Origin of the sequence: Nonomuraea sp. 10N515B, assembly GCF_052245915.1 — a bacterium.
Lineage (GTDB): Bacteria > Actinomycetota > Actinomycetes > Streptosporangiales > Streptosporangiaceae > Nonomuraea.
In genome coordinates this window covers 67679-79073 of record NZ_JBQQBQ010000007.1, presented here as the reverse complement: position 1 = coordinate 79073, position 11395 = coordinate 67679, and the positions used below count along the sequence as shown (strand labels likewise).

Here is an 11395-nt window from a genome sequence, read left to right as displayed (position 1 = left end):
CCTCTCTGCCCGGGATCGCCGGGCGCATGGCCATAGGGGTGTGCAATGCCGGACGTTAGAGCGTCAATCAACCGACCGTAAAGCACGTTGTTGAAACGTGATCAAACTACGACATTCAGAACATCAAACGGGCGGCCACCACTCCGCCCGCGACCGCGCCGCCATAGCAGATCACCGCGATCACCAGATCGAACCTGGCGATCCCGAGCAGCTCTTCGCTGGTGAACCTGATCCGGTGCGCCGCGTGGAACAGGCACAGCACGACGACCACGAGCAGCGCGAGCCGCACCAGCACGTGGCCGGCCAGCGCGCGCAGGTCCTCGGCGGCGGGCCAGTCCAGCACGCCGAGCGGCATGAGCACCCCGAACAGCAGCACGAGCACCGGCAGCACCAGCGCCGCCACCACTCCCCCGCCGCTGAACAACAACCACAGGTACGGCTCCAGCGTGCGCTTCATGGCGACCTCAGCACGAAGTAGGCGATCACCGCGGAGACCAGCAACCAGAGCGAATGGTTGCCGCCCTGGATCATCCAGGCGGGCACCCGCCAGCCGTCCAGGCGGACGACGGTGGCCTTGGGCGCGAGGTTGAGGAACGTGATGGCATGGAAGCAGGTGGCGGCGAGGGCGACCACGTTGATCGCGATCATCCACGGCTGCCCGGCCAGCGCGATGAACTCCGGCAGGCTCCCGCCGACGACGGCGTCGAGGAACATCAGCAGGAAGACGATCGACCAGGCCACGAAGACGCTGGTGAGCTCGCGCAGGACGAAGATCGTGTAGTTGCGGGTGCGGGCGAACCACAGGTTGTCGCGGCGCGGCCGGTAGGCGGTCGTCATCGTCTGCTCCAGGGCAGCACCGAGCGCATGGCGGCGGTCAGCTTGTAACGCTGAATGGCCTCGGCCGGGTCGACGTGCTTGGGGCAGACCCGGGTGCACTCGCCGACGAACGTGCACCCCCACACCGCGTCGTCCAGATTGAGCACGTCGAACCGGTCGTCCATGTCCCGCGAGTCCAGGTTGTAGCGCTGGGCGAGGGCGATGGCGGCCGGGCCGAGGAAGTCGGGGTCGAGCACGTAGACCGGGCAGGCCGAGTAACACAGCAGGCAGTTGATGCACATGCTGTACTGCTTGTACGCCTCCAGCTGCGCGGGCGTCTGGGCGTACTCGGTGCTCAGCGGCAGCTCCTCGCCCTCTCTGACCAGCCAGGGCCGCACGGACGACAGCTTGGCCAGGAAGTCGTCGATGTCCACGACCAGGTCCTTGATCACCGGGAAGCCCTTGAGCGGCTCGATCCGCACCGGCCCGTCGCCGAACTCCGACAGGAAGGTGCCGCAGGTCAGGCGAGGCTCGCCGTTGACGTTCATGCCGCAGGAGCCGCACACGCCCATCCGGCACGACCAGCGGTAGGTCAGGCTGCCGTCGAGGTGATCCTTGACGTAGTTGAGCCCGTCGAGCACGGCCCAGTCCTCCATGAGCGGCACGTCGTAGGCCTCGAAGGACGGCGCGTCGTCCTCGCCGGGCCGGTAACGCGTGACCTCCAGCCGGATGGTCTTCGACGCGGTCCGCTCAATGGCTTCTTTCGTCTCAGTCACGGCCATAGACCCTTTCTCCCGGCGGCCAGCGGGTGATCGTTACGGGGAGCAGGGTCACCGACGGGGTGCCGTCGGGGGCGCGGTGCACCAGTGAGTGCGCCAGGTAGGCGGCGTCGTCCCTGGAGGCGAAGTCGGTGCGCTGGTGCGCGCCGCGCGACTCCTGCCTGTTCAGCGCGCAGGCCACGATCGTCTGCGCGACGTCCAGCATGGTATGCAGCTCCTGCAGGTTGATCAGCTCGGTGTTGAAGGCGGCGCCGGTGTCGTCGAAACACACCTCCTCGGCGCGTTCGCGCAGCTCGGCGAGCGTGTCGACGGCCTTGGCCAGCACGTCTCCGTTGCGGTAGATGCCGGCCGCGCCCTCCAGCGTGTGCTGCATCTGCTCACGCAGGTCGGCGACCCGCTCGCCGGTCCTCCTGCCCTCGCGCGCCCGCTCCAAGCGCCGCCGCTCGTCCGCGCCCTGGCTGCGGACGGCCGCCGCCTCGCCGGCCCGGTGGGATCGGGCGAACTCGGCGGCGGCGGTCCCGGCGCGGCGGCCGAAGACGAGGATCTCGGGCAGGGAGTTCGAGCCGAGCCGGTTGGCGCCGTTGATGCTCACGCAGGCGGTCTCGCCGGCCGCGTACAGGCCGGCGACGGGGGTGGCGCCGTCGATGTCGGTGTGGACGCCGCCCATCATGTAGTGCACGACCGGGCGCACCGGGATGAGGTCGGTGGCCGGGTCGAGGTTCTGGTAGCTCTTGCACAGCTCGCGCACGAACGGGATGCGGGTGTCGATCTTGCCTTCGCCGAGGTGGCGCAGGTCCAGGTAGACGACAGGACCGTACGGGGTGTCGACGGTGCGGCCCATCTCCTGCTCGTGCACGAACGCCTGGGACAGCCGGTCGCGCGGGCCCAGCTCCATGCTGCGCAGCTTCGGCGTGGGCGTGGGCGTGCCGAGGTCGTAGTCCTGCAGGTAGCGGTAGCCGTCCTTGTTGATCAGCCAGCCGCCCTCCGCCCTGGCCGCCTCGGTGATGAGGATGCCGGTGAAGGGCAGGCCGGTCGGGTGGTACTGGACGAACTCCATGTCCTTCAGCGGCGCGCCCGCGTGGTAGGCCAGGGCCATGCCGTCGCCGGTCTTGATGGCGGCGTTGGTGGTGAAGGGGAAGACCCGCCCGCAGCCGCCGGTGGCCAGGATGACCGTCCTGGCGGGGATGGTCTCGATGCGGCCGGTCCTGATCTCCACGGCCACGACGCCGTGGACGCGGCCGTCGTCGACGACGAGCTTGGTCACGAACCACTCGTCGTACCTGACGATGTCCTGGTATTTCAGAGTCGTCTGGAACAGGGTGTGCAGCAGGTGGAAGCCGGTCTTGTCGGCGGCGTACCAGGTGCGCATCTTCTTCATGCCGCCGAACGGCCGGACGGCCACCCGGCCGTCCGGCTCGCGGCTCCACGGGCAGCCCCAGTGCTCGAGCTGCATCAGCTCGCGCGGCGCCTCGTACACGAACGCCTCGACCGCGTCCTGGTCGGGCAGCCAGTCGCCGCCGGAGATCGTGTCGTAGCAGTGCTCGTCGAGCGTGTCGTCGAGGCCGATCACTCCCGCCGCGCCGCCCTCGGCGGAGACGGTGTGGCTGCGCATCGGATAGACCTTCGACACGACCGCCACCTTCAAGGACGGGTCCGACTCGGCGACCGCGATGGCCGCGCGCAGGCCCGCCCCGCCTCCCCCGACGATCAGCACGTCGATCATTTGATGCCTCAGCTCCCGTGGTCGGGTTGGATCGGGTCCTTCACCCGCTTGCCGTCGTGGCGGATGGCGGACAGGTGGATGCTTCCGTCGTGGTACTCGTGGCGGATCCGGCGGCAGCCGCAGTCGAAGAACTGGTCACGGATCAGCAGGCCGTAGCCGTCGTCGTCGACGAGGCGCTCACCTCCGGACTTCTTGCCACAGGGGGCCGTCTCGGGGTCGAAGGGGATCTTCGTGCCTGTCATCGCCGATCTCCTTAGATGGGCGAAACGTCATCTCCACACAAGCACCGCGATCTGTTTCGGGAAAGGTCAGTCGGATGTGTCCTGGCGGGGCGACACCTCGGCCTCGCCGCCCTCCCCCACCGCCGAGGGGCGCTCCTCGAGCTGCCGGGGGTAGTGCAGGTCGAAGGCGGGCCGCTCGGAGCGGATGGGCGGAATGCTGGTGAAGTTGTGCCGGGGCGGCGGGCAGGAGGTCGCCCACTCCAGGGAGTTGCCGTACCCCCACGGGTCGTCGAGCGTGACCTTGGGGGCGTGCCTGACGGTCTTGAACACGTTGTAGAGGAACGGCAGCGTGGAGGCGCCCAGCAGGAACGCGCCGACGGAGGAGACCTGGTTGAGCCAGGTGAAGCCGTCGGCCACCCCGTAGTCGGCGTAGCGCCTGGGCATGCCGAGCTGCCCCAGCCAGTGCTGCACCAGGAACGTGGTGTGGAAGCCGATGAACAACGTCCAGAAGTGCACCTTGCCGAGCCGGTCGTCGAGCATCCTGCCGGTCATCTTCGGCCACCAGAAGTAGAACCCGGCGAACATCGCGAACACGACGGTCCCGAACACCACGTAGTGGAAGTGGGCGACCACGAAGTAGGTGTCGCTGATGTGGAAGTCGAGCGGCGGCGAGGCCAGGATGATCCCGGTGAGCCCGCCGATCAGGAACGTCACCAGGAAACCCACCGAGAACAACATCGGCGACTCGAACGACAGATGCCCCCGCCACATGGTCCCGGTCCAGTTGAAGAACTTCACCCCGGTCGGCACCGCGATGAGGAACGTCATGAACGAGAAGAACGGCAGCAGCACCTGGCCGGTCGCGAACATGTGGTGCGCCCACACCGTCATCGACAGCCCGGCGATCGCGATCGTGGCGCCGACCATCCCCAGATAGCCGAAGAGCGGCTTGCGGCTGAAGACCGGAATCACCTCGGTGATGATCCCGAAGAACGGCAGCGCGATGATGTACACCTCGGGGTGGCCGAAGAACCAGAACAAGTGCTGCCAGATCAACGGCCCGCCGTTCTCGCTCACGAAGATCTGCGTGCCCAGCTTGCGGTCCGACTCGAGCGCGAGGAGCGCGGCGGCCAGCACCGGGAACGCCAGCAGCACCATCACGCTGGTCAGCAGGACGTTCCAGGTGAAGATCGGCACACGGAACATGGTCATGCCGGGCGCCCGCATGCCGATGATCGTGGTGATGAAGTTGACCGCGCCGAGGATGGTGCCGAGCCCCGACAGCACCAGCCCCATGATCCACAGATCGCCGCCGACCTGCGAGGAGTAGATCGACGACGACAGCGGCGTGTACGCGAACCACCCGAAGTCGGCCGCCCCGCCCGGCGTGAAGAACCCGGCCAGCACCATGAGCCCGCCGAACAGGAACAACCAGTACGCCACCGCGTTCAGCCGCGGGAAGGCCACGTCCGGCGCGCCGATCTGCAGCGGCATCACCACGTTGGCGAAGCCGGCGAACAGCGGCGTGGCGAACAGCAGCAGCATGATCGTGCCGTGCATGGTGAACAGCTGGTTGTACATCTGCTGGCTGATCAGATCCATGCCCGGCTGCGCGAGCTCGGCCCGGATGATCATCGCCATGATCCCGGCCGCGAGGAAGAACCCGAACGAGGTGATCAGATAGAGGTATCCGATGACCTTGTGGTCGGTCGTCGACAACCAGGAGGCGATGACGGTCCCGGTACGGCGGCGCCGGACCTGCTCGATCGAGGGCTCGCGAACGGTCGTCACGGCTGCTCCCTCCAGTGCGGAGTTGGGCCTGCCCCGATCTACCCATTCCACGCCAACCGCAGCCGCGCGGGAAGTCGTTCTTTGACATTGGCGGCCGATGATTTTGCCCGCGGCTGGTCGCATGAGGCAGACCGGCGGCGGTGCCGCGTCCGGAGTTCTTCTATCCTTGCGGTCTGGGACCGATTCCAAGGAGAGATCTCTGTGACCGCTCAGCGTGACTACGCCGCCCTCGTCCAGCGGGGGCTCTCGCTCGACCTCACCCGAGGCAAGCCGTCGCCGCGCCAGCTGGACCTCTCCAACGACATGCTCACACTGCCGTCGTCCTACAAGGCGGCCGACGGCACCGACGGCCGCAACTACGGCAACCTGCAGGGCCTCGCCGAGCTGCGCGCGTTGTTCGCGCCGCTGATCCAGGTGCCCGCCGAGCAGCTCGTCGTGGGCGGCAACGCCAGCCTGGCGCTCATGCACGACACGGTGGTCCACGCGCTGCTGTCCAAGGTCCCCGGTGCCGAGCGGCGCTGGATCGAGGAGCCGGAGATCACGTTCCTCTGCCCGGTGCCCGGCTATGACCGGCATTTCACGATCTGCGAGCGGTTCGGGATCAAGATGGTCCCCGTGCCGATGAACGCCGACGGCCCCGACATGGACGTCGTGGAGCGCCTCGTCGCCGCCGACGCGAGCGTCAAGGGCATGTGGTGCGTGCCGAAGTACAGCAACCCGTCCGGCATCGTCTACAGCGACGAGACGGTCCGCAGGCTGGCCGCCATGCCTGCCGCCGCCCCCGACTTCCGGATCTTCTGGGACAACGCCTACGCGGTGCACCACCTCACCGACGCCCCGGCCGAGCTGGCCGACCTGCTGGCGCTGGCCGCCGCGGCCGGCAACGCCGACCGGGTGTTCGTCTACGCCTCCACCTCCAAGGTGACGCTGGCCGGGGCCGGCGTGTCGTTCTTCGGCTCCTCGCCGGCCAACGCCGAGTGGTTCCTCCACAACACCGCCAAGCAGTCCATCGGCCCCGACAAGATCAACCAGCTGCGTCACGTGGAGTTCCTGCGCGACGGCGCGGGCGTGGCCGCGCACATGCGGCGGCACGCCGAGCTGATCGGGCCGAAGTTCGAGCTGGTGGACAAGGTGCTGACCGAGCAGCTCGGCGGCCTGGCCACCTGGACCAGCCCCAAGGGCGGCTACTTCATCAGCCTGGAGGTGCCGCACGCGGCCGAGGTGGTGGCCAGGGCCAAGGCCGCGGGCATCGCGCTGACGCCGGCCGGCGCCACGCACCCCTACGGCAAGGACCCGGACGACCGCACGATCAGGATCGCGCCGACCTACCCGGACCTGGACGAGCTCGAGCAGGCCATCAACGGCCTGGCCGTGTGCGTGCGCCTGGTCGCCGAGGAGCGCGGCTGACCGCCTAGCGGCCCGGCCTGAAGCCGAAGATGTAGTCGCGCGTCTCGCTCGGGTGGAACGAGACGCCGATCTCCGGCTCGAAGACGACGTTGTCGCGGGCGCAGTAGTAAAGGCCCTCCCAGACGGCCAGGGCCTTCTCCCTGGCCGGGGCCTCGACGTGGTCGCGCTTGCGCGCGCCGTACGCGCCGAGCACGTTCAGCAGCCCGAACCCCCAGAACAGCCCGGTCAGGCAGAACGGGGCGAGCAGGACCTCGCCCCACTGCGGATCCTGCCCCATCGCGATCACCAGTGACACGACCAGGTGCACCAGCGCCGCCGCGCACAACATGATGTAGCCCTGGTTCCTCGCCCACGGGGTGTAGTGGCGGCTGGGGAACGACAGCCAGACCGCGAGCTGCGTGCGGCTCATCACGTGCTTGGACGCCCCCAGCGTCGCCGCGGTGGGCAGATCGGCGACCTCCCGCGTGCCCGGCAGCCTGACCCGCCCGATCTTGTACGTGGTCCCCGCGGCGACCGCTCCGGGGACCGCGACGACCTGGTCAGTACGCGAGCACACCGGACACCTGACTTCCACCTGGGCAGTTTGTCCTTAAGGAGCACTCTGCGCAAACCATAAGCTGCATGATGTGAGACCGATTGATGCCTTGGTGAGCGCCCTGCCCGACGGCCGCGTCCTGACCGACCCCGACGTGATCGACTCCTACGCCCGTGACCGGACGTTCCTGGAGCCCGGCAAGCCGCTCGGCGTGGTCCTCGCGGCCTCTCGTGACGACGTGGTCACCACGATGACGTGGGCGAGCGAGCACCGGGTGCCGGTCGTGCCGCGAGGCGGAGGCACGGGCCTGGCGGGCGCGTCCGTCGCCGGCGACGGCGCGATCATCCTGTCGCTGGCCAAGATGACGGCGATCAAGGAGCTCTCCCCCGCCGACGAGATCGCCGTCGTCGAGCCCGGGGTCATCACCGCCGACCTGGACCGGGCCGCCAGGGAGCACGGCCTCATGTACGCGCCGGACCCGTCGTCGTACCAGATCTCCACGATCGGCGGGAACCTGGCGACCAACGCCGGCGGGCTGCGGTGCGTGAAGTACGGCGTGACCAGGGACTCGGCGCTCGGCCTCGAGGTCGTGCTGGCCGACGGACGGGTGCTGAACACTGGCCGGCGCACCATGAAGGGCGTCACCGGCTACGACCTGACCGGCCTGTTCGTCGGCTCGGAGGGCACGCTGGGCGTGATCACCGCGGCCACGGTGCGGCTGCGGCGGGCGCCGGCCGCGCCGCCCGCGACGTTCGCCGCCGAGTTCGGCTCGCTCAGGGACGCGGGGGCGGCGGTGTCGGCGATCATGGCGGCCGGCTGCCAGCCGTCGCTCATGGAGCTGCTCGACCGCGCGACGCTGGAGGCCATCAACGACCTGCGCAACTTCGGCCTGGAGGCCGAGACGACGGCCATGCTCATCGGCCAGTCCGACGCGGCCGACGGGCAGGCGGTGGCCGAGCGCATGGAGCAGATCTGCATGGACAACGGCGCCTCGTTCGTGGCCGTGTCCTCCAGCCCGCAGGAGGCCGAGGAGCTGATCGGGCTGCGCAGGATGGCCTACGACGCCAAGGAGCGGCTCGGGGCGTGCCTGGTGGAGGACGTCTGCGTGCCGCGATCGGTGCTGCCCGACATGATCACCGCGGTCGAGGCGGCGGCGGCCCGGCACGGGGTGAAGATCTGCACGGTCGCGCACGCCGGGGACGGCAACCTGCACCCGGTCTTCATCTTCGACCGCGGGTCGCTGGAGCCGCCCGCCGAGGTGTGGGCGGCGGCGGACGAGATCTTCACCCACGCGCTGGAACTGGGCGGCACGCTCACCGGGGAACACGGCGTGGGGCTGCTCAAGCAGCGCTGGCTGGCGATGGAGTCCGGGCCGGTGGCCGCCGAGGTCCAGCGCGGCATCAAGGCCGTCTTCGACCCGCTGGGCATCCTCAACCCGGGCAAGGCCATCTGAGCCGCTCTTGACCAAGCCGTGACCTTGGACGTCGCCACGCACACGACCTGCGCCGAAAGGCTGACTAGGCACGTCAAAAGATGAAACTTCTGATTGGTCCGGCAGACGCCCCAAGCGTCACGCTGGTAGCGTTTTGCCTCATCTATTGGGTTGTGATGGGGGTCCGACGTGAATCAGTTCCAGCCGTTGGCGGCGGACGACCCGCGACGGCTGGGGGCGTACGACATCGTCGCCCGGCTCGGCGAGGGCGGCCAGGGCGTTGTCTATCTCGGCAAGAGCGACTCCGGGGAACAGGTCGCGGTCAAGCTGCTGCACCACGCCCTGGTGGCCGATGCCGACGCCAGGACCCGGTTCCTGCGCGAGGTGGCGGTGGCGCAGCGGGTGGCCAGGTTCTGCACCGCCCCCGTGCTCCACGCCGACCTGGACGGGAGCCGGCCGTACATCGTGAGCGAGTACGTTCCCGGGCCCTCCCTGCGTGAGCTGGTCATCAACGAGGGGCCGCGGCGGGGCGCGGCGCTGGAACGACTCGCGATCAGCACGGCCACCGCGCTCGCCGCCATCCACCGGGCGGGGATCCTGCATCGCGACTTCAAGCCCGCCAACGTGCTCATGGGCCCCGAGGGTCCCGTCGTGATCGACTTCGGCATCGCCCGCGCCCTGGACTCGCCGGGCGCGACGGCCACGGGGATGGCGATGGGGACGCCGTCGTACCTGGCGCCGGAGCAGCTGAGCGGCGCGGCGGTCTCGGAGGCGGCCGACGTGTTCGCGTGGGGCGTCACGATGGTGTACGCCGCGACCGGCAAGCCCGCGTTCGGCGCGGACTCCATTCCGGTGGTGATGAACCGGATCCTGAACGAGGAGCCGGAGCTCGGAAAGATGGAGGGCGAGCTGGGCGCCCTGGTGGCCGCCTGCCTGTCCAAGGACCCGACCCAGCGCCCGAGCGCCGACGACCTCATCCTGCGCCTCACGGGCCAGCCCGTGCCGAAGTCGGCCATCGAGCCGGTGACGGGGCAGCAGCTCGGGGTCGCCGCCGGCGCGCAGCCGCACGCCGGCGGGCCCCACGCGGGCCAGGACGCCTACTCCGGGCCCTGGCAGGCCGCTCAACCCTCGGTGCCCGGCACACCGCCGCAAACAGGCCCCTACGGTGTCCCTGCGGCCGCCCAGAACGGCCCCGGTCAGGGCGGCTCCCCCATGATGGGGACCACCCCCGGAGGCGGCTCAGCCCACGGCCACCCGCACCCCGGGACACCTGGTGGCCCGCAGCTTGGGACACCGGGCAGCCCTCAGCTCGGCGGCCCGCAGCCTGGAACGCCCGGCGGCCCGCAGCTCGGCGGCGCCTCAGCCGGGACGCCCGGCGGGCTCCAGTCCGGAACCGCCGGCTCCCAGAACGCGACGCCCGGCAACGGTCAGCACCCCGGATCGCCCCAGGGTGGCGCCCCGCATGGCGGCGGCCCCCGGAGCGCTCCCACTAGCGGCCCTCAGGGCGCCGCCTCCGGCTCCCAGCACGCGATGCCCGGCCATGGCCCGCACCCGGGATCGCCCCAGGGTGGCGCCCCGCATGGCGGCGCCGCCCGGAGCGCTCCCACCAGCGGGCCTCAGGCCGCCGCCGGCCCGTTCCAAGGCGGAGCCCCGGGCGGGCACAGCGGCCCGGGTGGTCCAGGTGGTCCGGCTGGGCATGGTGGCCCGGGCGGTCACGGTGGCCCTGGCGGGCGCATCGGGTCTTCACAGCCTGGTGACGGCGCGCCCGCGAGGCAGCGCCGTACCCTGACCCTGGCCCTGTCCGGTGCCGCCGCGGCGGCACTGCTCGTGGTCGCCGGTGCCGTGGTGGTTCAGGCGAATAGCAAGACGGTCCCGGTGGTGGCCGTGGGCGACTCGAGCGCGAGCACCCCTGGCGACGGCTCGGGCGCCGGCCAGCCCGGCGAACCTCCGACCACCGAACAGAGCCCCGCCCCGGTCGTTCCCACTGACACCTCGGATCCGGTCCCCACCATGGACATCGAGGTGCCGGAGGAGACCAAGAAGCCGAAGAAGCAGACCAAGCAGCCGGTCGCCCAAGTTCCGACGACCCCGGCCGAGACGCAGGCGCCGAGGCCTCAGACCTCGACGAAGCGGCCCGAGCCCTCGCCGACTCCTACCAAGAAGAAAAAGGAGACCGAGGTCGATCCGGGAACGGAGCCGACCGACCCGCCGACCTCCGACGTGCCGTCGAATCCCACCAACGTGCCCGTGCCGAGCCAGAAGCCCACCACCGCCAAACCCACCGCGTCGCCGAAGCCGAACCCGTACAAGGCGACCGCGGTGTGCGGCGCGGGCTACAAGATCATCAATTCGCGCCGCGTGTCGCACGCCACGATCTACCTCTTGTACAACTCGGGCGTAGGCAAGAACTGCGTGGTCACGCTGGCCAACCTGATCTACCCGGGCAAGGTCCAGATGAACGCGATCCTCCAGGTCAAGGGTGGATCCAGCGCGAGCAACCCCGGCTACTTCAGCGCCTATGCGGGCCCGGTGCGCCTGCCCGCGAAGGGCAAGTGTGTGATCTGGGGCGGCGCGTACAGCGGGCAGAGCTGGAAGTCCGGCTGGAGCCACTGCAAGTAGGCTCGCGGGCGACCGTGTCGCCCGCGACGGCTACCCCTTCCCGTCACCCGACCTGGCGGCTACCGTAGTTGA

Annotated in this window: 10 protein-coding genes; 3 read left to right on the top strand and 7 right to left on the bottom strand. The window is 69.7% G+C overall.

Going from position 1 to position 11395, the window contains the following annotated elements:
• Positions 1-115: 115 nt before the first annotated feature.
• From frdD to ctaD, 6 genes are all read right to left on the bottom strand, one after another.
• On the bottom strand, positions 116-457 hold the full coding sequence (gene frdD / locus ACTWQA_RS12260; RefSeq protein WP_305921872.1) for a fumarate reductase subunit FrdD: 342 nt from the start codon (positions 455-457) through the stop codon (positions 116-118).
• The gene (locus ACTWQA_RS12255) at positions 454-837 is read right to left on the bottom strand and encodes a hypothetical protein (RefSeq protein ID WP_305921871.1); all 384 of its coding nucleotides are present in this window, start codon (positions 835-837) and stop codon (positions 454-456) included. Before ACTWQA_RS12255 ends, frdD begins: the two co-directional genes overlap by 4 nt.
• Positions 834-1592, bottom strand: coding sequence for a succinate dehydrogenase iron-sulfur subunit (sdhB, locus tag ACTWQA_RS12250; protein WP_327590812.1), 759 nt, complete (start codon positions 1590-1592; stop codon positions 834-836). The genes ACTWQA_RS12255 and sdhB overlap by 4 nt, the downstream gene beginning before the upstream one ends.
• Complete coding sequence (gene frdA, locus ACTWQA_RS12245; RefSeq protein ID WP_443159352.1) at positions 1585-3318, bottom strand: fumarate reductase (quinol) flavoprotein subunit; 1734 nt, start codon at positions 3316-3318, stop codon at positions 1585-1587. Before frdA ends, sdhB begins: the two co-directional genes overlap by 8 nt.
• Positions 3319-3326: 8 nt before the next feature.
• Positions 3327-3560, bottom strand: coding sequence for a hypothetical protein (locus ACTWQA_RS12240; RefSeq protein WP_305921868.1), 234 nt, complete (start codon positions 3558-3560; stop codon positions 3327-3329).
• 66 nt (positions 3561-3626) lie between these two features.
• Positions 3627-5330: an aa3-type cytochrome oxidase subunit I gene (gene ctaD / locus ACTWQA_RS12235; RefSeq protein ID WP_443159351.1), complete on the bottom strand. Its 1704-nt coding sequence runs from the start codon at positions 5328-5330 to the stop codon at positions 3627-3629.
• Positions 5331-5531: 201 nt separating this feature from the next.
• Between ctaD and ACTWQA_RS12230 the strand changes: the two genes are divergently transcribed.
• The gene (locus tag ACTWQA_RS12230) at positions 5532-6737 is read left to right on the top strand and encodes an aminotransferase class I/II-fold pyridoxal phosphate-dependent enzyme (RefSeq protein WP_443159350.1); all 1206 of its coding nucleotides are present in this window, start codon (positions 5532-5534) and stop codon (positions 6735-6737) included.
• A 4-nt stretch (positions 6738-6741) separates the two neighbouring features.
• Here the strand turns inward: ACTWQA_RS12230 and ACTWQA_RS12225 are convergent, their stop codons facing one another.
• On the bottom strand, positions 6742-7293 hold the full coding sequence (locus ACTWQA_RS12225) for a hypothetical protein (protein ID WP_443159349.1): 552 nt from the start codon (positions 7291-7293) through the stop codon (positions 6742-6744).
• Positions 7294-7363: 70 nt separating this feature from the next.
• Between ACTWQA_RS12225 and ACTWQA_RS12220 the strand changes: the two genes are divergently transcribed.
• Positions 7364-8725: an FAD-binding oxidoreductase gene (locus tag ACTWQA_RS12220; RefSeq protein ID WP_443159348.1), complete on the top strand. Its 1362-nt coding sequence runs from the start codon at positions 7364-7366 to the stop codon at positions 8723-8725.
• 168 nt (positions 8726-8893) lie between these two features.
• Positions 8894-11323, top strand: coding sequence for a protein kinase domain-containing protein (locus tag ACTWQA_RS12215; RefSeq protein WP_443159347.1), 2430 nt, complete (start codon positions 8894-8896; stop codon positions 11321-11323).
• The last annotated feature ends 72 nt before the right edge of the window (positions 11324-11395 follow it).

Bases quoted from the DNA above. Each gene is read 5' to 3' on its own strand.
- frdD (WP_305921872.1), bottom strand. From the start codon at position 457: ATGAAGCGCACGCTGGAGCCGTACCTGTGGTTGTTGTTCAGCGGCGGG.
- ACTWQA_RS12255 (WP_305921871.1), bottom strand. From the start codon at position 837: ATGACGACCGCCTACCGGCCGCGCCGCGACAACCTGTGGTTCGCCCGC.
- frdA (WP_443159352.1), bottom strand. From the start codon at position 3,318: ATGATCGACGTGCTGATCGTCGGGGGAGGCGGGGCGGGCCTGCGCGCG.
- ACTWQA_RS12240 (WP_305921868.1), bottom strand. From the start codon at position 3,560: ATGACAGGCACGAAGATCCCCTTCGACCCCGAGACGGCCCCCTGTGGC.